The sequence below is a fragment of the Rhizobium sp. BR 317 genome, from assembly GCF_047445835.1.
In the GTDB taxonomy this organism is placed as follows: domain Bacteria; phylum Pseudomonadota; class Alphaproteobacteria; order Rhizobiales; family Rhizobiaceae; genus Rhizobium; species Rhizobium paranaense.
On sequence record NZ_JARWLB010000001.1, the window covers coordinates 1 to 21,720 of the forward strand.

Here is a 21,720-nt window from a genome sequence, read left to right on the forward strand (position 1 = left end):
GTGCGGTGCGCTCCGGGTTGGTTCGTCGGCAGCAGCGGCTCAATCGCCGCCCACTGATAATCATCGAGCCAGAATTCCCCTGCCATGATCCAATCTCCTTCAAACAGCTAGATTGAATCAGAAAGACAATATATAATCAACTATATGATTGGGTTTTCAGCCTAGAGCGGCTGCCTTTCTTGTCTCAATCCGTCAGGGCAACCGCGATTTCAGCGGCAAGGCGGGCATTGTTTTCGACCAGCGCGATATTGGTCTTCAGGCTGCGGCCGTCCGTGATGTCGAAGATGGTGCTGAGCAGATAGGGGGTGACTGCCTTGCCGGCGATCTCGTCGCGCTCGGCGCTATCCAAGGCGCGTTCGATGTAGATTTCCATCTCCTCGCGCGGGATTTCATCGGCTTCCGGCACGGGATTGGCGATCAGCATGCCGCCGTTGATGCCGAGCTGTTCACGCGTTGTCTGGAAGTTGGCGATCGCGGCCGGGCTGTTCAGCGTCAGCGGGCTCGGCAGGCCGGAAGAACGCGACCAGAAGGCGGGGAACTCGGCGCTGTCGTAGGTGACGACGGGTACGCCGCGAGTTTCGAGCACTTCCAGCGTTTTCGGAATATCGAGGATCGCCTTGGCGCCGGCGCAAACCACGATGACATCGGTGCGCGCTAGCTCTTCCAGGTCGGCCGAGATATCGAAGCTTTCCTCGGCGCCGCGATGCACGCCGCCTATGCCGCCGGTCGCGAAAACCTTGATGCCGGCGCGCGCCGCGGCGATCATCGTCGCGGCGACCGTGGTGGCGCCCGTGCGGCGCTCGGCAATCGCGAAGGCGAGGTCGGCACGCGACACCTTCATCGCGCCGCTGGTTTGGGCAAGCGCTTCCAACTCTTCAGGCTCCAGGCCGATATGCAGCACGCCGTGAATGACGGCGATCGTTGCCGGCACGGCGCCTTCCTGCCGGATGATGGCCTCGACGCTGCGCGCCATATCGATATTGCCGGGATAGGGCATGCCATGGGTGATGATGGTCGATTCCAATGCCACCAACGGCGCTCCGCGCAATTTTGCCGCAGCAACCTCCTTCGAATAGGAGATCGGCAGCAGGGGAGAAATAGGCTTGCTCATGGTTGTATCCGATTGGCTGAGATGGGAGATGCGAAATTCATGGGTTTAACGACAAGATAGCGGCTTCGGGAACAAGAGCCAGCATTGCGTTCAGAAGCTCGGGCGAAAGATCCTCCGCCGTGGCAAAAGGTGATTGCACGGTGATCGCGGCTGCCGCTGCCCCGTGGCGCGCGGCCTCGCTAAGATCGTGACCGGCGAGCAGGGCGGCGAGAACGCCGGCGGCAAGCGAATCGCCGGCGCCGGTGACATCGGCGACCTCATCGACGACGGGCGGCTGCAGGCTGATGGCGTCGTCACCGGAGAAGGCAATCAACTCGCGTTTGCCACGCGTGATGACGCCGCCCTTGAGGCCGAGCGCTCGCAGCCCGGCGACCCAACGACGCGGATCGTCCGGACGGCTCTCCGTCAGCGCCGCGGCTTCGGCCTCGTTCAGAAAAAGATGGCCGATACCGGCAAGGCAAGGCTTCAGGCGCATCACCTTGGCTGGGGAAATCGCGATGGCGGCTAGCGGTTTGCTGTTGGCGGCAGCGCGCATCGTGATGGCAGCCAACGTTTCTTCCGGCAGATTGGCGTCGCAAAGGATGAGATCGGCGGCTTCGAAGGCGTCACGGATGGCGCGGACCGCAAGCCGGCGCGGAACGAAGAGCTTGTAGAGTTCCATGTCGGCAAGCGCGATCACCAGATTGCCGTCGCGCTCCAAGATCGCCGTATAGCTCGGCGTCTTGCGGTCGAGAAAAACGAAGGGCTTGTCGTCGACGCCGGCATTGAGCGCCGCCTCCGCCACCATCTCGCCGGCCGCATCGCCGCCACGCGGCGAGATCAGCCGTACATCGAAGCCGAGGCGGGCCAGATTGCGTGCCGCGTTGAAGCCACCGCCGCCCGGTTCCTCGAACCAGGCGCCCGGGTTGCTGGCCCCCGGCGCCGTCTCGCCGAAGATGCGGCCGCGCCGGTCGATATGGGCACCACCCAGAACAAGAATCTTCTTTGCCATCCCGATCTCCTCAGCGGTTCCAAAGGCGAATCGAGCCGGGGAATTTTTCGCGCAGAATGCCGGACAAGGGCACGTAAGTGCTTGCTATGAAAGAAGAAAACAAATGTAGAACGGAATTCATTTTACCTTTTTCTTTCAATTGCTTGTTGTGCTCTTGTAGCATGAGAACAAATAGAGTACACAATTCTCATCAGCGGCGACATTGCTTGAGCGGCTTCAATAACCTAAAGGTGGATCGGATGTCTCAGAATTCTTTGCGGCTTGTAGAGGACAAATCGGTGGATAAAAGCAAGGCACTTGAAGCGGCACTCTCTCAAATTGAGCGGTCGTTCGGCAAGGGCTCGATCATGAAGCTCGGCTCGAACGAGAATGTGGTCGAAATCGAAACAGTTTCCACCGGCTCTCTGAGCCTCGATATCGCGCTCGGCATCGGCGGCTTGCCGAAGGGGCGTATCATAGAGATCTACGGACCGGAAAGCTCGGGTAAGACGACGCTGGCGCTGCAGACCATTGCAGAAGCCCAGAAGAAGGGCGGCATCTGCGCCTTCGTCGACGCCGAACACGCGCTCGATCCGGTCTATGCCCGCAAGCTCGGTGTCGACCTGCAGAACCTTCTGATTTCGCAGCCGGACACCGGCGAACAGGCGCTTGAAATCACCGATACGCTGGTGCGCTCCGGCGCCATCGACGTTCTCGTCGTCGACTCCGTTGCCGCGCTGACGCCGCGCGCCGAAATCGAAGGCGAAATGGGCGACAGCCTGCCGGGCCTTCAGGCTCGTTTGATGAGCCAGGCGTTGCGCAAGCTCACGGCTTCGATCTCGAAGTCCAACACCATGGTGATCTTCATCAACCAGATCCGCATGAAGATCGGTGTCATGTTCGGCTCGCCGGAAACGACGACTGGCGGTAATGCGCTGAAGTTCTATGCCTCCGTCCGTCTCGACATTCGCCGTATCGGCTCCGTCAAGGAGCGCGAAGAGGTGGTCGGCAACCAGACCCGCGTCAAGGTCGTCAAGAACAAGATGGCGCCTCCCTTCAAGCAGGTTGAATTCGACATCATGTATGGCGAGGGCGTTTCCAAAACCGGTGAGCTGATCGATCTCGGCGTCAAGGCTGGCATCGTCGAGAAGTCCGGTGCCTGGTTCTCCTATAACAGCCAGCGTCTCGGTCAGGGTCGAGAAAACGCAAAGCTCTTCCTGCGCGACAATCCGGATCTCTCCCGTGAGATCGAGCTGTCGCTGCGCCAGAATGCCGGTCTCATCGCCGATCGCTTCCTGCAGAATGGCGGACCTGATGCTGATGACAGCGACGCCGCGGACGCGTAATTTCCGCGAGCGATTTCAGGACTGATCAAGACTAAAATTCAAAACCGGCCGTATTGTCCAAGGGATGTGCGGCCGGTTTTGCTTGTGCGGCTGGACAGGGCCGGGAGCGGACGATAAAAGCCACTGGATTTATTAAATTTTGCCAGCGCGTGATCCCGAAAAAGTGCGAAGCGGTTTTTGAACAGGATCATACTAGGTGAAGGAACATGAGCGAGACGAAATCTCGCTCGAGGCAAGGACTGAAGGGCCCAATATGAGCGGTGTGAACGAAATCCGGTCGACCTTTCTCGACTATTTTAAGAAGAACGGCCACGAGATCGTACCGTCGAGCCCGCTTGTTCCGCGCAATGATCCGACGCTGATGTTCACCAATGCCGGCATGGTGCAGTTCAAGAACGTCTTCACCGGCCTGGAGCAGCGCCCCTACAAGACGGCATCGACGGCACAGAAATGCGTCCGCGCCGGCGGCAAGCATAACGACCTCGACAATGTCGGTTATACCGCCCGTCACCACACCTTCTTCGAAATGCTCGGCAATTTTTCGTTTGGCGACTATTTCAAGGAGCGCGCCATCGAGCTTGCCTGGAACCTGATCACCAAGGAATTCGGCCTCGATGCCAAGCGGCTGCTGGTGACGGTCTATCACACCGACGACGTTGCCTACGATCTTTGGAAGAAGATCGCCGGTCTCTCGGACGACAAGATCATTCGCATCGCCACCAGTGACAATTTCTGGGCCATGGGCGATACCGGCCCCTGCGGACCGTGCTCGGAAATCTTCTACGATCATGGTGATCATATCTGGGGCGGCCCTCCTGGCTCGCCGGAAGAGGATGGCGACCGCTTCATCGAGATCTGGAATCTCGTCTTCATGCAGTTCGAGCAGATCACCAAGGAGCAGCGGGTCGACCTGCCGCGCCCGTCGATCGACACCGGCATGGGCCTCGAGCGCGTTGCGGCTGTGCTGCAGGGCAAACATGATAATTACGATATCGACCTGTTCCGCGCGCTGATTGAAGCTTCGGAAGAGGCGACCGGCGTCAAGGCCGAGGGTGAGCGCCGTGCAAGCCACCGCGTCATCGCCGATCACCTGCGCTCGTCTGCCTTCCTGATCGCCGACGGCGTGCTACCGTCGAACGAAGGCCGCGGCTATGTCCTTCGCCGTATCATGCGCCGCGCCATGCGCCATGCGCAGTTGCTCGGCGCCAAGGATCCGCTGGTCTGGAAGCTGCTGCCGACGCTGGTTCAGCAGATGGGCCGCGCCTATCCTGAGCTCGTGCGCGCCGAAGCACTGATCTCCGAGACGCTGAAGCTGGAAGAAACCCGTTTCCGCAAGACGCTGGAACGCGGCCTGTCACTGCTTGCCGATGCGACTTCCACGCTGCACAAGGGCGACAGCCTCGACGGCGAGACCGCTTTCAAGCTCTACGACACCTACGGGTTCCCGCTCGATCTGACACAGGACGCATTGCGCGCCCGCGGCATCGGCGTCGATATATCGAGCTTCACCGATGCAATGGAACGGCAGAAGGCTGAGGCACGCTCGCATTGGGCAGGTTCCGGCGACAAGGCGACCGAAACCATCTGGTTCGAGCTCAAGGAGAAGTTCGGCGCGACCGAATTCCTCGGCTACGACACCGAAGCGGCTGAAGGCGTGATCCAGGCGATCGTCAAGGATGGTGTTGCCGTCGACAGCGCCTCGGCCGGCGACAAGGTGCAGATCATCGTCAACCAGACGCCTTTCTATGGCGAATCCGGCGGTCAGATGGGCGACACCGGCGTGGTCTCCAGCGACCACGGCAAGCTTTCGGTCAGCGATACCCAGAAGAAGGGCGAGGGCCTTTTCGTTCACAGCTCGGAAGTGTCGGAAGGCAAGATCAAGGTCGGCGACGCTGTTGTCCTGACGGTCGATCACAACAGGCGCTCGCGCCTGCGCGCCAACCACTCGGCGACCCACCTGTTGCATGAAGCGTTGCGCGAGGTGCTTGGCACCCATGTGGCGCAGAAAGGCTCTCTGGTCGCGCCTGAGCGCCTGCGCTTCGATGTTTCGCATCCGAAGCCGATGTCGGCCGAAGAGCTGAAAATCGTCGAGGATATGGCGAATGAAATCGTGCTGCAGAATTCGCCGGTTACAACCCGCCTGATGAGCGTCGACGACGCCATCGCCGAAGGCGCAATGGCGCTGTTTGGCGAAAAGTACGGCGATGAAGTGCGCGTGGTCTCCATGGGGCAGGGCGTGCGCGGCGCTAAATCCGGCAAGCCCTATTCCGTTGAACTGTGCGGCGGCACACATGTCTCAGGCACCGGCCAGATCGGTCTTATCCGCGTCCTCGGCGAAAGTGCCGTCGGCGCCGGCGTTCGCCGCATCGAAGCGGTGACGGGTGAGTCTGCGCGCGATTATCTTGCCGAGCAGGATGAGCGCGTGAAGACACTTGCCTCGACATTGAAGGTGCAGCCTGCCGATGTCGTGTCGCGCGTCGAGGCGCTGATGGATGAGCGTCGAAAGCTGGAGCGCGAACTGGCTGACGCCAAGCGCAAGCTCGCCATGGGCGGCGGTCAGAACGGCGCGGCGGATGCCGTGCGGGAAATCGGCGGCGTCAAGTTCCTTGGCAAGGCCATTTCCGGCGTCGATCCGAAGGATCTCAAGGGGCTTGCCGATGAGGGCAAGACCAGCCTCGGCTCCGGCGTCGTGACTCTAATTGGCGTCTCCGAAGACGGCAAGGCCAGCGCTGTCGTCGCGGTGACTGAAGACTTAACCGGTCGCTTCAGCGCCGTCGATCTCGTGCGCATCGCCTCGGCCGCTCTCGGCGGCAAGGGTGGGGGCGGACGTCCCGACATGGCCCAGGCCGGCGGTCCGGACGGCGCCAAGGCCGATGATGCAGTTGAGGCGGTTGCTGCAGCGCTCGCCGGCTAATAGCCAGTTTTCATATGCATATTTACAACCGGCGGGGGCTGATAGCTCCCGCCGTTTTCGTTTGTGCACGGAAGTCAGCAGGATTTGTCAAATCGAGATATGGTTCCTTGAGGCCGATCGATTTGCAAGAGGTTTGACATGAACGGCGAAACGGCATGGGCGCTTTATGAAACCCGTCTGAGGCGGGTTTCGGCCTATATCCATGAGCATCTGGATGAGGAGCTCGATATGGAAAAGCTTGCCGAGATCGCCTGCATGTCCAGCTATCATTGGCACAGGATCTATCGGGCGATCTATGGCGAGACGGCGGCTGCCACCGTCAAGCGGCTGCGGCTGCATCGTGCCGCCGGCGATCTCGTCAACACCTGTCTATCCGTCAACGACATTGCAAAGCGGTCGGGCTATCCCAACCTCCAATCGTTCAACCGCATCTTCAAATCCGTCTACGGCATGCCGCCGGCGCGATATCGGAATGAGGGAAGCCACACGATCTTCGAACCCAGTACCCAAGGAAGGATCACGGTTATGTTCGATGTTACGCTTCGCGCCATTTCTCCGATGTCACTGATCGGTGTCGCCCATCGCGGCTCCTATATGCAGATCGGTCAGGCTTTCGAAACACTCTTCGGCACCATCTATGCCCGCGGCCTTGGCAAGCCGGATATGCGCATGATCGGTGTCTATCTGGACGATCCCGATGTTGTGGATGTAGACAAGCTGCGCTCCTATGCCTGCGTCAACGCGGTCGACGAGGTTGCCGCCGATGCGCCGCTGGAGCGGCGAACAATCGATGGCGGCGAATATGCTGTGCTACGGCACAAGGGGCCATATTCCGATATGTACAAGGCCTATCAATGGCTCTATGCGGAATGGCTGCCTGCTTCCGGCCGGCAACTGCGCGATGCCGTGATGTTCGAGGAATATCTCAACAATCCTCGCGACGTGCCGCCGACGGAATTGCTGACGGAAATTCACATGCCGCTGCAATAGCAGCATGATATCTCACTTGATATTTTAGCTATAACTGATTGTCTTATCAGGGGTTCGGTTGCTTTGGCATCGCGGCGTTGTCCAGTTCGTTGCCGCGGCGGTAGGCGTCGCGGTCGCTGACGCGGCCCCAATAATCGATGAAAGCCTGACGCTTCTCTATGGTGCCGAAATTCAGGCCCCAGCCGACATGCGAACCGACATAGACGTCGGCGGCCGTGAAACGGTCGCCGGCGATGAACGGCGAGACGCTGACGGCCTGTTCCAGAGTGTCGAAGACATGGGCCAGACTGCCGCAGCCGGCCATGCGCAGGCGTTCCGGAGGGATTTCGAATCCCAGCGCGCGGTTGGTCACCGCCATCTCCATTGGGCCGGCGGCAAAGAACATCCAGCGGAAATAGCGGCCGCGTTCGGCTGCCGTCGGCGCAAGACCGACCTGCGGAAAGGTCTCGGCCAGGTACGCGCAGATGGCGGCGCATTCGGTGACGATGATGTCGCCATGCTTGACGGCCGGCACCTTGCCCATGGGATTGACCGAGAGATAGCCTGGCGCCTTCATCGTCGTACCGAAGTCGAGATATTCGGTGCGGTAGGGCTGGCCGATCTCTTCCAGCATCCAGCGGGCGATGCGCCCGCGCGACATCGGGTTGGTGTAGAAAACGAGTTCCTCGGTCATATGCTCCTCCTCATCAATCTTGCGATATTTTTGCCACCAGCCAAGCTTGACGGCAAGATTTTCCGGCAAAAGAAAACCCGGCGCTGAGGCCGGGTTTCCTGGAAGCTTGATGGTGCCGAGGCTTAAGCGGCCATGGCCTTCTTGAGGTTTTCGTCGATCTTGTCGAGGAAAGCGGTGGTGGAAAGCCACGGCTGGTCGGGGCCGATCAGCAGCGCCAGGTCCTTGGTCATGTAGCCGGCTTCGACGGTATCGACGCAGACCTTTTCGAGCGTCGAAGCGAACTTGGCGAGTTCGGCATTGTCGTCGAGCTTGGCGCGATGCGCGAGACCGCGGGTCCAGGCGAAGATCGAGGCGATCGAGTTCGTCGAGGTTTCCTGGCCCTTCTGGTGCTGGCGGTAGTGACGGGTCACCGTGCCGTGTGCGGCTTCGGCTTCGACCGTCTTGCCGTCCGGCGTCAGGAGAACCGAGGTCATCAGGCCGAGCGAGCCGAAGCCCTGGGCAACCGTGTCGGACTGGACGTCGCCGTCGTAGTTCTTGCAGGCCCAGACGTAGCCGCCGGACCACTTCAAGGCGGAGGCAACCATGTCGTCGATCAGGCGATGCTCGTAGGTGATGCCGGCTTCGTCGAACTGAGCCTTGAACTCGTTCTGGTAGACTTCTTCGAAGATATCCTTGAAGCGGCCGTCATAGGCCTTGAGGATGGTGTTCTTGGTCGACAGGTAGACCGGCCATTTGCGCATCAGGCCGTACATCATCGAGGCGCGGGCGAATTCGCGGATCGATTCGTCGAGGTTGTACATGGCCATGGCAACGCCGGCGCCCGGAGCGTTGAAGACTTCCTTCTCGATGACCGAGCCGTCTTCGCCGACGAACTTGATGGTCAGCTTGCCCTTGCCGGGGAATTTGAAGTCGGTGGCGCGATACTGGTCACCGAAAGCGTGACGGCCGACGACGATCGGCTGCGTCCAGCCCGGAACCAGGCGCGGAACGTTCTTGCAGATGATCGGCTCACGGAAGATGACGCCGCCGAGGATGTTGCGGATCGTGCCGTTCGGGCTCTTCCACATTTCCTTGAGGTTGAATTCCTTCACGCGGGCTTCATCCGGCGTGATCGTGGCGCACTTGATGCCGACGCCGTACTTCTTGATGGCGTTGGCGGCGTCGACGGTCACCTGGTCGTTGGTGGCGTCGCGGTTTTCGACCGAGAGGTCATAATAGTCGATATCGATATCGAGGTAGGGGAAGATCAGTTTTTCTTTGATAAGCTGCCAGATGATGCGAGTCATTTCGTCGCCATCGAGATCGGCAACTGGGTTTGCGACCTTGATCTTCTTCATGCTTCTGCCTCGTTTAAGCTGATGGGGACCGGATGTCCCAGTGAGTGATATGAAGTCCCGAGGGCTATAGCACCGCAAGTCCGGAACGCAAAGCCGATAGAGGCGCTGAAACGGCGTTTTTGCCGATCACGCCCACTTCATCGCGATGCATGCTTTTCAGGTCCGGGCCATTGCCAAAGTGCTGGATGCGACTAATGTCGCGCGAACGCTTCGCCGATCATCACGGATTTTTATCATGCAAAAAATTGCCGCTGCCGCGCTTCTCGCCGTCTTCCTTCCGCTCTCGCTAGGCGCCAATTCGGCCGCGGCAGCCGACGCGATGACGCCGGTCAAGACGGTGATGGATGCGACCGTGTCCAATTGGGCAGGTGGTGACAGCGACTGGCAGGATATTTTCGACGAGAGCAAGCTGAAGGATCTCTATAGCAAGGATTTCATTGCGAAATACCAGGCGGCGGCACAGTTCCCCGCTGCCGATGAAGACGGTATTTCGCCCTTCGATTATGATGTCATCGTCGGCGGACAGGATGCATGCCCATTGCAGGAGCTGAACATTGCCCCGCAACCGCCGAAAGGCGACACGACGGAGGTGATCGCCACCTTCAAGAAATCCGTCTGTATGGGCACCGAAGCTGACTACCAGAAAACGACCACCGTGCGCTTCGAAGTCATTAAGGAGGCTGGAAAGCCCGTCATCGATGACATCATCACGGTCGATGATGCCGGCCAAACCAATTCGCTGAAGTCGGTCATGCAGGACATCGTCAAGCAGCAGCAACAGCAGCCGACGGATCAGACGCCACAGCAGGACCAGCCGCAATGATCAGCTTATCGCCGGCGGGGCCTTATCTCGCCGGACGATAGCGGCATTGCCGACTACAGCCACGGCCCAATCGGTGCCGATAACCGACTTCTCCCTTGCCGATTGAGGCTCGCGCCGCTATTCCGGCCCTTGTTTGAGCGGTATGCTTACCGCCTGGGGATTTGAGTTCATGGCAGGTACCAATAGCGAGCGTCAACTTCTAGCCGAAGGGCCGGCCATTATTCTGGTCGAGCCGCAGATGGGCGAGAATATCGGCATGGTGGCCCGCGCCATGGCAAATTTCGGCCTGGCGGAATTGCGCCTCGTCAATCCGCGCGACGGCTGGCCGAATGAGAGGGCGCAGGCGACCGCCTCCAAGGCCGATCACATCATCGAGGCGACCAAAGTCTACGACACGCTGGAGCAGGCGATCGCCGATCTCAATTTCGTCTACGCCACGACCGCGCGTGAACGCGATGGCTATAAGCCCGTGCGCTCTCCGGTCGCCGCCGCCGAAACGCTGCGGGCGAGATTTTCAGCCGGCGAGGGCACCGGCATTCTCTTCGGCCGCGAGCGCTGGGGGCTGACCAACGAAGAAGTGGCGCTTGCCGACGAGATCGTGACCTTTCCCGTCAACCCCGCTTTCGCCTCGCTGAACATCGCACAAGCGGTGCTGCTGATGTCCTATGAGTGGATGAAATCCGGCATGGAGGATCTGGGAGCCGTGCCCTTCCAGGCGGTGGGACAGCGGCCTTCCACCAAGGAGCAGCTCTTCGGCCTGTTCGATCAACTCGAAGAAGCATTGGATGCGCGCAACTATTTCCATCCTGCCGGGAAAAAGCCGAAAATGGTCGACAATCTGCGCGCAGTCCTCTCGCGCCGGGCGTTTACGGAACAGGAAATCAGCGTCCTGCGCGGTGTGATCTCGTCCCTCGACCGCTTCTCGCGCAAATCTCCGCGCGGCAGCGGCTCGCACCCCCGATCCTCTGCTGCGCCCAAGGAAACCACAAGCGATGACAGCAACGGCGAATGAGCTGAAACCCATTCTAATCTTCGATTCGGGCATCGGCGGGCTGACCGTGCTGCGGGAAGCCCGTGTGCTGATGCCGGAGCGTGGTTTCATCTATGTCGCCGACGATGCCGGCTTTCCCTACGGCGGCTGGGAAGAACAGGCCTTGCGGGAGCGCATCGTCAGCCTCTTCGCCAAGCTACTCACGGACCACGATCCCGAAATCTGCATTATCGCCTGCAACACGGCCTTCACGCTCGCGGGCGCCGATCTGCGCGCCGCCTTTCCGCAGATGACCTTTGTGGGCACCGTGCCGGCGATTAAACCGGCTGCAGAGCGCACGCGCTCGGGGCTGGTTTCGGTATTGGCGACGCCGGGCACTGTCAAACGGGCCTACACGCGCGATCTCATCCAGTCCTTTGCGACCCAATGCCATGTCCGTCTGGTCGGTTCCGAGAATCTGGCGCGCATGGCCGAAGCCTATATTCGTGGCGATGCCGTCTCGGATGATGCCGTTCGCTCCGAAATCGACCAGTGTTTCGTCGAGAAGGAAGGGCGGAAGACCGATATCGTCGTGCTCGCCTGTACGCACTATCCCTTCATGGCCAATATCTTCCGCCGGCTGGCGCCCTGGCCGGTCGATTGGCTCGATCCTGCCGAAGCGATCGCACGCCGTGCCCGCAGCCTGGTGCAGCAGGTGGCCGATGCCGTGCATCCAGACAATTTCGATTTTGCCGTCTTCACCTCCGGTGCGCCGGATTTCCCCACCCGCCGGCTGATGCAGGGTTTTGGGCTCAAGGCTTGATGATGACTGACAAGGTTTCGTTGCGTAAACTCGATCTCGCGGACATGCCGGCGGCTGCGGCCGTCCACCGCGCTTCCTTCAACGAGCGGCTGCCGACGCTTGCCGGACTTCACACGCCGGAAGAGGATGTCGGCTTCTGGAGGGCGGTGGTCTTCAAGGATTGCCAAATCTGGGGTGCGGAAGAGGGTGGCCGCCTCGTCGGCGTCATCGCCTTTCTCGAGGATTGGATCGACCAGCTTTATGTTCTGCCCGAGGCGCAGGGACGTGGCATCGGCAGCCGCCTGCTCGATATCGCAAAATCGACCTATCCAGTTCTATCGCTCTGGACATTCAAGAGAAATGAGCCTTCACGCCGCTTTTACGAGAAACACGGCTTCTTCGCAGTTGACGAGTCTGACGGGGCAGGCAATGAGGAAAAGGAGCCGGATGTGCTTTACAAGTGGGAAGCACGCTTGCACCGGATGTAATTCACGATCGGACTGAGCGGCGGACTATTGGGAGGTCGATATTTGATGTCTTTTGAGAATGATTGCAGTGTCGTTGTCGAGGCAAGCCATGCGTCTGCGTGATTGCCACAACTTCCATGATTTTCGCCTTCTCGCGAAAAAGCGTCTTCCCGGCCCGATCTTCAACTATATCGACGGCGCAGCCGACGACGAAGTGACGCTGCGGCGAAATACGTCGAGCTTCGAAAGCTGCGATCTCGTTCCCAACGTCCTGCGCGGCGTCAGCGAGATCGACATGTCTGTCACCGTCATGGGACAAAAGCTCGCTACCCCCTTCTATTGCTCGCCGACGGCGTTGCAGCGGCTGTTCCATCATGAGGGCGAGAATGCGGTTGCAGCCGCAGCCTCTTCGCTCGGCACAATGTTCGGCGTTTCGTCGCTCGGCACCGTCAGCCTCGAAGAAATCCGCAAGAAGTATCCGGGGCCCCAGGTTTACCAGTTCTATTTCCACAGGGATCGCGGGCTGAACCGCGCGATGATGGAGCGCGCGAAGGATGCCGGCGTCAACGTAATGATGCTGACGGTCGACAGCATTACCGGCGGCAATCGCGAGCGTGATCTTCGCACCGGATTCTCCATTCCGTTCAAGCTCAATCTGGCTGGTGTCACCCAGTTCGCCATCAAGCCTGCCTGGGCGCTGAACTATCTCACGCACGAGAAATTCCGCCTGCCACAGCTCGAGGAGCATGTGGACATGAGCGGCGGCGCCATGTCGATCGGCAAGTATTTCACCGAGATGCTTGATCCGTCGATGAACTGGAACGATGTCGCCGAAATGGTGAAGCACTGGAACGGGCAGTTCTGCCTGAAGGGCATCATGTCGGTGGAGGACGCCAAGCGTGCGGTCGATATCGGATGCACGGGCATCGTGCTTTCGAACCATGGCGGCCGGCAATTGGACGGCTCGCGCTCCGCCTTCGACCAACTAGCGGAGATCGCCGATGCCGTCGGTGACCGCATCGATGTGATGATGGATGGCGGCATCCAACGCGGCACGCATGTCCTGAAGGCCCTGTCGCTCGGCGCAAAGGCTGTCGGTATCGGCCGCTTCTATCTCTATCCGCTGGCCGCTGCCGGTCAGGCGGGTGTGGAGCGCGCGCTACGGCATTTGCGCACCGAGATCGAGCGCGACATGAAGCTGATGGGATGCACCTCGGTCAGCGAGCTGTCGCGGGCCAATATTCGGTTCCGCTGATATCAGCAATCGCCTGTGGGTTTTTTCAATCCACGGGCGCGAAGCCTGGAAATCTTTGATAGACGGAGGTGCCCCGTTTCTGAAAGATGGGCGCCTTCACATCTGAGTCTTGTCAAAGGGGTAGTGCATTGCAGGTCGGCATCGACATGGGAACGGCGTCCGGCGGGACCAGCGCCCAACTCGATATCGAGGAACTGCTGGCAACGCGTCTCCTCGTGCAGGGCAATTCCGGTTCCGGAAAATCGCATCTGTTGCGGCGTCTGCTGGAGCAATCGGCGCAATGGGTGCAGCAGGTCATCATCGATCCCGAGGGGGATTTCGTCACGCTGGCTGACAAGTTCGGCCATCTGGTGGTGGATGGCGAGCGCACCGAGGCTGAACTTGCCGGGATCGCCAACCGCATCCGCCAGCATCGCGTCTCCTGCGTTCTGACGCTGGAAGGGCTCGACATCGAGCAACAGATGCGTGCCGCCGCCGCCTTCTTGAACGGCATGTTCGATGCCGATCGCGAATATTGGTATCCAGTGCTCGTCGTCGTCGACGAGGCGCAGATGTTTGCCCCCTCGGTCGGCGGCGACGTCTCGGAAGATGCGCGCAAGATGTCGCTGGGCGCCATGACCAACCTGATGTGCCGCGGCCGCAAGCGCGGACTGGCCGGCGTCATCGCCACACAACGCCTCGCCAAGCTTGCCAAGAACGTTGCGGCCGAGGCCTCGAATTTCCTGATGGGCCGCACCTTTCTGGATATCGACATGGCCCGTGCGGCCGACCTGCTCGGCATGGACCGACGACAGGCGGAAATGTTCCGCGACCTGAAGCGGGGCAATTTCGTAGCGCTCGGTCCGGCGCTGTCGCGTCGGCCGCTGCCAATCACCATCGGCACGGTCGAAACCTCGGCGCGCTCCTCTAGCCCCAAGCTGATGCCGTTGCCGGACGCGCCGCAGGATGTGGAGGATTTGATCTTCACGCCGGATCCGGAGGAATTCTCACGGCCGGCCATTCGCCGCGCCACGCCGGCACCGCGTCCGACGACGGATATTCTGGCGGAGCTCTCGCGCTCAGCGCCTGCTGCCAGTGCTGCGCCGGCTGAACCGAAGGTGAGCCAGCCGGAATTGTCGGCTGAGGACCGCGAGGCGAGGGTGAGTGCCGTACTCTCCGAAATCCTCGATGATCCAGCCTCGGCCTTCCGCACCGATTCAGTGCTCTATCAGGAATTCCTTGTCCGGCTGCGTATGCGTCGCGTGCCGGGTGTGCCGATATCGCTGCCGGAGTTTCGCCGCCGCGTTGCCATCGTACGCTCTGGTGCCGATGAGGCGACGATGGCGACTGACGCCTGGGCGACAGCTCTGTCGCTCTCCTCCGGTGTCACCGACGATCTCCAGGGCGTCTTCCTGCTGCTTGCCAAGGCGGCCGTTTGTGGCGAGCCATGCCCCTCCGACGCCCGCATAGCCCGTGCCTACGGCACCCACTCGGCCCGTCGCGCCCGGCGCCTGCTCAGCTATTTCGAAGAACAGGGCAGCGTCGTCGTCCACACGGATTTTTCCGGCAAGCGCATCGTCGCATTCCCGGACATCGGCTGCCAGACTACGCCGGGTGACGCCAATGCGCCCGACGTCCATGGCGGGGAGCAGGCGGCGGCGGAATAACTGTCGTATTCTCCGCAAAGCGCGTTTGGCGCTGTTGACATTTTCATGACGACCCCTTAGAGACCGCGCCAACGCCGGGCAGAAATGTCCGGTGTTTCATTTGACATGTCCCGTGGTTTCGTCCGTTCGCTAACGTGAGAAACCTGTCAGAGCTCGCAAAAGGGGTTCAGAGGAGGGCGTGTTTCCTTCGCGGTTCGGCAACGGGCCGCTACAACACTTTGAAAGGAAATGCGATGAGCAAGCGCGAATCGTCCAAATACAAAATTGACCGCCGTATGGGCGAAAACATCTGGGGCCGTCCGAAGTCTCCGGTCAACCGCCGCGAATACGGCCCGGGCCAGCACGGCCAGCGCCGCAAGGGCAAGCTCTCCGACTTCGGCGTGCAGCTCCGCGCAAAGCAGAAGCTGAAGGGCTACTACGGCGACCTGCGTGAAAAGCAGTTCCGTGCCATCTTCGATGAAGCTAACCGCCGCAAGGGCGACACTTCGGAAAACCTGATCGGCCTGCTCGAATCGCGCCTCGACGCGATCGTCTACCGCGCCAAGTTCGTTCCGACCGTTTTCGCTGCCCGTCAGTTCGTCAACCATGGCCACGTCACGGTGAACGGCGTTCGCGTCAACATCGGTTCTTACCGCTGCAAGGCCGGCGACGTTATCGAAGTTCGCGAAAAGTCGAAGCAGCTCGTGACCGTTCTGGAAGCTGTTAGCCTCGCTGAGCGTGACGTTCCGGACTACGTCGAAGCCGACCACAATAAGATGGTTGCGACCTTCGCTCGCGTTCCGGCCCTCGGCGATGTACCGTATCCGGTCGTCATGGAACCGCATCTGGTCGTCGAATTCTATTCGCGTTAATAGGCGGATATCTTCTTACGAATGCAAAAGCCGCTCTTTTCGAGCGGCTTTTTTGTCTTTGGAGCGGCCGATGAGCGATTTGCAGGCAATTCTCGACAGCATCCATGCGGAGCTTTTGCCGCGCCTCGGCGAAGGCAAGGTCGCCGACTATATTCCGGAGCTCGCCAAGGTCGATCCGAACCAGTTCGGAATGGCGATCGCGACGGTGGACGGCAATGTCCGCAGCATCGGCGACGCCGATATTCCCTTTTCCATTCAGAGCATTTCCAAGGTCTTCATGCTGACCTTGGCGCTTGGCAAGGTGGGTGAAAGCCTATGGAAGCGCGTCGGGCGCGAACCTTCCGGTACGGCCTTCAATTCTATCGTCCAGCTTGAGCGGGAGGAGGGAATTCCGCGCAATCCCTTCATCAATGCCGGTGCGATCGCCGTCAGCGATATCGTGCTCTCCGGCCATGCGCCACGGGAGGCGATCGGTGAGTTGTTGCGCTTCGTGCGCTACGTCGCCGACGACGAGTCGATCACCATTGACGATAAGGTGGCGCGCTCGGAGACGCAGACCGGTTACCGTAACGTCGCGCTCGCCAATTTCATGCGCGCCTATGGCAATCTCGATCATCCTGTGGAGCACGTACTCGGCGTCTATTTCCATCAATGCGCTCTGTCGATGAGTTGCGAGCAACTGGCCAAGGCGGGCCTTTATCTCGCGGCTCGCGGCACCAATCCGATCACCGGCCATTCCGTCGTATCGCCGAAGAGGGCGCGACGCATCAATGCGCTGATGCTGACATGCGGCCATTATGACGGCTCCGGCGATTTCGCCTATCATGTCGGCTTGCCCGGCAAGAGCGGCGTCGGTGGCGGCATTCTCGCGGTGGCGCCGGGTATCGGTTCGATCGCGGTCTGGTCGCCGGGGCTGAACAAGGTCGGCAATTCGCAGCTTGGTGCGGTGGCGCTGGAAATGCTCGCCGCACGTACCGGATGGTCGGTCTTCGGTGATTGATATGGTGTCTTCCCGCCTTGCTTTCTGGTATCAGCGTGGCGAAGCCCGAGGTATGACAAGATGAATATCGCAACGACGGTAGCGGACGAGCTCGATATCGAAGCCGAGGATGGCCATGGTGCCGTCCATCCGCTGTTTGCCGACGCGCCGCGGTCGGTCTCCTTCAATAAGCTGCGCAAGCGCCTGCTGCGTCAGGTGCGTCAGGCGCTCGAAGATTTCCAGATGCTGAAGGGCCAGAAGCGTTGGCTCGTCGGTCTGTCCGGCGGTAAGGATTCCTATGGGTTGCTGTCTATCCTGCTCGATCTCAAATGGCGCGGCCTGCTGCCGGTCGAGTTGATCGCCTGCAATCTCGATCAGGGGCAGCCGAATTTCCCGAAGCATATACTGCCGGAGTATCTGACGAAGATCGGTGTCGAACACCGGATCGAATATCGCGACACCTATTCGATCGTGAAGGAAAAGGTGCCGGAGGGCGCCACCTATTGCTCACTCTGTTCGCGCCTGCGCCGCGGCAATCTTTATCGCATCGCCCGTGAAGAGGGCTGTGACGCCCTGGTGCTCGGTCATCATCGTGAGGATATCCTCGAAACCTTCTTCATGAATTTCTTCCACGGCGGTCGGCTGGCCTCGATGCCGGCGAAGCTCTTGAACGACGAGGGCGACCTGATGGTGCTGCGTCCGCTCGCCTATGCCGCCGAAGACGATCTCGCCAAGTTTGCCGCCGCCATGCAGTTTCCGATCATCCCCTGCGATCTCTGCGGTTCGCAGGACGGTCTGCAGCGCAATGCGATGAAGGACATGCTGGCCGATATCGAACGTAGCATGCCCGGCCGCAAGGATACGATGCTGCGGGCGCTGGCGCATGTGAACCCGTCGCATCTGCTGGACCCCAAGCTGTTTGATTTTGCTGCGCTGATGACTGCGAAGCCGGAATAGATAAGGCGATGGTTCTCGGCGCTTTTTCCGTCTAACCTACAATCGGATCGTCGAAATTCGAAAGCAGTCCGTCATGACGCCGTCCCAAGACGCGGAGCAACTTCTCGCCAAAAAGCATGAGCTTGATCAACTCAAGCGAAACATGGTCGTGGGCGGGTTGGACGGTCTGGAACATGCGCAGCGGATCGACATTACGTACACATCGAACGCGATCGAAGGAAACACCCTGACTGCGGGCGAGACGGCTCTGGTCATTGAAAAGGGCATCACCGTCGGCGGAAAGCCGCTCAAGGACCATCTGGAGGCCATCGACCACGCGCGGGCATTGGATTGGGTGGTCGAGATTTCCGCCGACGGCAGCGGACCGATCACGGAGGCGGACATACGCAATCTCCACCATTTGGTGGTCGCCCAATCAAAGCCCGAGATCGCCGGCCGCTATGCGGATCGTGCCCGTTACGTCAACACGGATGCTGGTGCGCATCATTTTCCGTCACCGACCGAAGTTGTGGCATTGATGGGTGATTTCTGCCGCTGGCTCGGACATGCGGAGAATTCGCCGGAAACAGCGTTCAGAGCACATCGGCAATTGGTCCGCATCCATCCTTTTAACGACGGCAACGGGCGTACCGCCCGGCTGCTGATGAATTTGGTGCTGCTTAGAGCCGGATTTCCGCCTATAGCCATCCGACCCGAAGATCGCCCTGCCTACATTGCCGCTCTGGAAGAGGAGCAACGTGGCGGTGGACACGAAGCCTTTGATAACATGATGTATCGGCGGCTGGGTCAGACCTTGGATCTTTATATAGACGCAGCACGGCAGGCGCGGGCTTAGGCAGTCGCTAAAAGCTGAGCTTTTGCCACATCGGCGTCATCGAATCGGGCATAAGAGGGGCTCCCTCTTCAGACAAAGGCCACCGATGACGCTCTCCGATTTAGACTTCGAATATCTGATGGCAACAGTAGCAGAGGCTGCGGCGCAGGAAATCCTGCCGCGCTTCCGCAATCTGGGCGTTGGTGGTATTTCCGAAAAAACCTCGGCCATCGATGTGGTGACGCAAGCTGATCTGTTGGCGGAAAAACATATCACAGCGGCGCTGAAAGCGCGCTTTCCCGACGCACTCATCGTGGGGGAGGAAGCCTACGAGGCCGACAAGTCGGTCGTGCCGGCGTTGGCGGATGCGGAACTCGCCTTTGTCATCGATCCCGTAGACGGAACCTTCAATTTTGCATCCGGTTCGCCTCTTTTCGGAACGATCCTCGCCGTTGTCGCCAAGGGCGAGACGATTGCCGGTATCATCCATGATTCCGTGCTTGGGGATACGGTCACCGCCATACGTGGTGCCGGCGCCTATTTGCGGCGACGGGGAGGGCAGGTGAGCCGGCTCGCGGTTGCTCCGGTCGTACCGTTGAGCCAGATGGCGGGCTTGATATCCTGGCTCTATTTGGACGAGCCGGATCGTTCGCGCATCAGCACCAATATGGCGAAGATACGCATGCCTTTTTCGCTGAATTGTTCGGCCTATGAATATTGGTTGATTGCGTCGGGCAGGATCCACTTCATTGGTCACGCGAGGCTGATGCCCTGGGATCATCTCGCTGGCGTGCTCATTCATCAGGAGGCTGGCGGCTTTGCCGCAAAATTCGACGGCACGCCTTATCTTCCCGCTGAAACGACGGGCGGCATTATTTTGGCACCTGATGAGGAAAGCTGGCGGATGATCCGCCGCGAGATCATTGGCTGATTGGAAAGGATTGCATCATGACATCGCCCGTTGACATTACGACCCTGGCCGAGCTTTTGCGCCGTGCAGCGCAGGCGGAAATTCTGCCACGTTTTCGCAGACTCGGCAGTGACGATGTCCGCGCCAAGAGCGAGGCGACCGATCTCGTGACCGAAGCGGATGAGCAGGCCGAGCGGATGATCAAGGCGGAGGCCAAACAGCTTTGGCCGGGCGCGCTTTTCATCGGCGAAGAGTCGGTTGCCGCAGACCCCGCGCTGATCGATAAGATATCCGGGGCGGAGCTGGCCATCATCGTCGATCCCGTCGACGGCACCTTCAATTTCGCCTCCGGCATCCCCGCATTCGGCGTCATGGCTTCGGTGATCTCCAAGGGTGAGACAGTGGCCGGCATCATCTTCGACCCAATGGGTGACGATTGGGTGCTGGCGGAAAAGGGCAGCGGGGCCTGGCTCCGACGGCCGGATGGCGAGGCGCAGCGCCTCTCCGTGGCAACGCCGGTTGCACTGGAAGACATGGTCGGCATGGCCTCCACCGGTTACCTGCCGAAGGGCAAGCGTGCGGAGATCATGGGCAATCTCGCCAAGGTTCGCTTTCTCACCAACTACCGCTGCGCGGCCCATGAATACCGCACCTTTGCCGGCGGGCACGTCCATTATCTCATGTATAACAAGCTGATGCCTTGGGATCATTTGGCTGGCACCCTGATCTCGGAGGAGGCGGGCGCATACCCCAGGCGCCTCGATGGCTCGCCCTATCTGCCGCATCATGTCGAGGGCGGCCTGTTGATTGCACCGGACAGGGCATCATGGGACGTGTTGAGGCGAGAGGTTTTCACCGTTTGAGATAGCGGTGTTCCCACTTGGAAAGTCGTCAGCGGAACATTATGTTCACTCACGCTATGCAACCGCCGTTTGGCGGGATCTCCGGCTGGGACAAGCTAGATGACCGAAACGAGCCGCAAGCTGACCACCATCTTCTCCGCCGACGTTCAAGACTATACGCGCTTGATGCGGAACGACGAGGAAGGCACGCTCGCGACGCTGAAACGCTATCGCGACGCCATGGCGCGACTGATCGAAGCGCACGGCGGCCGGGTGATCAACACCTGGGGTGACGGGGTATTTGCCGAATTCCCCAGCGTTGTCGAGGCCTTGCGCGCGGCAATCGACGTACAAAACGAACTTGCCGGCTATAATGCCAGCAGCGACTCCGATACGCAGATGCTCTTCCGCATCGGTCTCAACCTTGGCGACGTCATCGCCGAAGGCAACGACATCTATGGCGATGGTGTCAACATCGCCGCCCGCCTTCAGGCATGTGCAGTCGCCGGCGGCATTGTCATTTCGAATACGGTCTACGACCAGGTCCGTAACAAGGTGGCAGTAGGCTTCGATTTTCTCGGCCAACTGGAGGTCAAGAACATCGACGGCGGCGTACCGAGCTATGCGGTGCGGATTGGCGCATCTCAAACGGATTCATCACCGACACATCCTCGCAGCGTCCGAGAACAAGCTCCCAGTACGCCCACGACCATCGTGGAAGCCGCTGTGCGAGGTGAGCGCAGTTACGGCGTGCTTGCGGTGATCGCTGCGGGTCTGGTGGCGCTCAATATTCTCACATGGCACGGCGAGTTTTGGGCGGCGTGGCCAGTGCTTGGCATAACGATGGCCGCCGGGCTTCGCTGGGCGCGGACGAATACGCAGTTTGATCGCCGCCTTGCCACTTTCGCGGTGGTCGGCGCCGGCCTCGTCGGTGTCAACTTTCTATCATGGCACGGCACACCCTGGGTGATCTGGCCGCTATTGGGTCTAGCGGTTCTTGCCGGCATTCGCTGGGTTAAGCGCCAACGCGGCGACATCTGACGCCGCGTTGAGAGACTGTTGC

The 21,720-nt window shown here is 60.1% G+C and carries 20 protein-coding genes; 16 read left to right on the top strand and 4 right to left on the bottom strand.

Annotation, left to right across the window (positions count from 1 at the left end):
- Positions 1-184 precede the first annotated feature (184 nt).
- Positions 185-1,111: a pseudouridine-5'-phosphate glycosidase gene (locus QD357_RS00005; RefSeq protein ID WP_107108219.1), complete on the bottom strand. Its 927-nt coding sequence runs from the start codon at positions 1,109-1,111 to the stop codon at positions 185-187.
- Positions 1,112-1,148: 37 nt separating this feature from the next.
- Positions 1,149-2,102, bottom strand: coding sequence for a carbohydrate kinase family protein (locus QD357_RS00010; protein ID WP_107108218.1), 954 nt, complete (start codon positions 2,100-2,102; stop codon positions 1,149-1,151).
- A 239-nt stretch (positions 2,103-2,341) separates the two neighbouring features.
- Here QD357_RS00010 and recA point away from each other — a divergent pair, with 239 nt between their 5' ends.
- The 3 genes from recA to QD357_RS00025 all read left to right on the top strand — a co-directional run bounded on the left by recA (position 2,342) and on the right by QD357_RS00025 (position 7,331).
- Positions 2,342-3,427 (top strand): recombinase RecA, encoded by a 1,086-nt coding sequence (gene recA / locus QD357_RS00015; protein ID WP_107108217.1) that lies wholly within the window; start codon positions 2,342-2,344, stop codon positions 3,425-3,427.
- A gap of 253 nt (positions 3,428-3,680) precedes the next feature.
- Entirely contained in the window at positions 3,681-6,341 is a 2,661-nt protein-coding gene (gene alaS / locus QD357_RS00020; RefSeq protein WP_107108216.1) for an alanine--tRNA ligase, read from the top strand.
- Positions 6,342-6,479: 138 nt separating this feature from the next.
- Entirely contained in the window at positions 6,480-7,331 is an 852-nt protein-coding gene (locus QD357_RS00025; RefSeq protein WP_107108215.1) for an AraC family transcriptional regulator, read from the top strand.
- Between the two features lie 46 nt (positions 7,332-7,377).
- On the opposite strand, the gene QD357_RS00030 is transcribed toward QD357_RS00025, so the two are convergent.
- Together QD357_RS00030 and QD357_RS00035 are read right to left on the bottom strand one after the other, a co-directional pair.
- Entirely contained in the window at positions 7,378-8,004 is a 627-nt protein-coding gene (locus QD357_RS00030; protein WP_107108528.1) for a glutathione S-transferase family protein, read from the bottom strand.
- Between the two features lie 122 nt (positions 8,005-8,126).
- Positions 8,127-9,341, bottom strand: coding sequence for an NADP-dependent isocitrate dehydrogenase (locus tag QD357_RS00035; protein WP_107108214.1), 1,215 nt, complete (start codon positions 9,339-9,341; stop codon positions 8,127-8,129).
- Positions 9,342-9,576: 235 nt separating this feature from the next.
- Between QD357_RS00035 and QD357_RS00040 the strand changes: the two genes are divergently transcribed.
- From QD357_RS00040 to QD357_RS00100, 13 genes are all read left to right on the top strand, one after another.
- Entirely contained in the window at positions 9,577-10,164 is a 588-nt protein-coding gene (locus tag QD357_RS00040) for a hypothetical protein (RefSeq protein WP_107108213.1), read from the top strand.
- 169 nt (positions 10,165-10,333) lie between these two features.
- Positions 10,334-11,176: an RNA methyltransferase gene (locus tag QD357_RS00045; protein WP_107108212.1), complete on the top strand. Its 843-nt coding sequence runs from the start codon at positions 10,334-10,336 to the stop codon at positions 11,174-11,176.
- Complete coding sequence (murI, locus tag QD357_RS00050; protein ID WP_107108211.1) at positions 11,157-11,957, top strand: glutamate racemase; 801 nt, start codon at positions 11,157-11,159, stop codon at positions 11,955-11,957. The genes QD357_RS00045 and murI overlap by 20 nt, the downstream gene beginning before the upstream one ends.
- A gap of 2 nt (positions 11,958-11,959) precedes the next feature.
- Positions 11,960-12,424, top strand: coding sequence for a GNAT family N-acetyltransferase (locus QD357_RS00055; RefSeq protein WP_107108527.1), 465 nt, complete (start codon positions 11,960-11,962; stop codon positions 12,422-12,424).
- Positions 12,425-12,512: 88 nt separating this feature from the next.
- The gene (locus QD357_RS00060) at positions 12,513-13,658 is read left to right on the top strand and encodes an alpha-hydroxy acid oxidase (protein ID WP_107108210.1); all 1,146 of its coding nucleotides are present in this window, start codon (positions 12,513-12,515) and stop codon (positions 13,656-13,658) included.
- Between the two features lie 128 nt (positions 13,659-13,786).
- Positions 13,787-15,304, top strand: coding sequence for an ATP-binding protein (locus tag QD357_RS00065; protein WP_107108209.1), 1,518 nt, complete (start codon positions 13,787-13,789; stop codon positions 15,302-15,304).
- 233 nt (positions 15,305-15,537) lie between these two features.
- Positions 15,538-16,155, top strand: a complete 618-nt coding sequence (gene rpsD / locus QD357_RS00070) for a 30S ribosomal protein S4 (protein WP_107108208.1) — start codon at positions 15,538-15,540, stop codon at positions 16,153-16,155.
- A 70-nt stretch (positions 16,156-16,225) separates the two neighbouring features.
- Positions 16,226-17,155: a glutaminase gene (locus QD357_RS00075; RefSeq protein ID WP_107108207.1), complete on the top strand. Its 930-nt coding sequence runs from the start codon at positions 16,226-16,228 to the stop codon at positions 17,153-17,155.
- Positions 17,156-17,215: 60 nt separating this feature from the next.
- Positions 17,216-18,091, top strand: a complete 876-nt coding sequence (gene ttcA / locus QD357_RS00080) for a tRNA 2-thiocytidine(32) synthetase TtcA (protein WP_107108206.1) — start codon at positions 17,216-17,218, stop codon at positions 18,089-18,091.
- A 73-nt stretch (positions 18,092-18,164) separates the two neighbouring features.
- Positions 18,165-18,926 (top strand): Fic family protein, encoded by a 762-nt coding sequence (locus tag QD357_RS00085; RefSeq protein ID WP_107108205.1) that lies wholly within the window; start codon positions 18,165-18,167, stop codon positions 18,924-18,926.
- Positions 18,927-19,011: 85 nt separating this feature from the next.
- Positions 19,012-19,836, top strand: a complete 825-nt coding sequence (locus QD357_RS00090; protein ID WP_107108204.1) for an inositol monophosphatase family protein — start codon at positions 19,012-19,014, stop codon at positions 19,834-19,836.
- Between the two features lie 17 nt (positions 19,837-19,853).
- Positions 19,854-20,678, top strand: a complete 825-nt coding sequence (locus QD357_RS00095) for an inositol monophosphatase family protein (RefSeq protein WP_107108203.1) — start codon at positions 19,854-19,856, stop codon at positions 20,676-20,678.
- Positions 20,679-20,777: 99 nt separating this feature from the next.
- A complete protein-coding gene (locus QD357_RS00100) occupies positions 20,778-21,698 on the top strand; it encodes an adenylate/guanylate cyclase domain-containing protein (RefSeq protein WP_107108202.1) in 921 nt (306 codons plus the stop codon).
- Positions 21,699-21,720 lie beyond the last annotated feature (22 nt).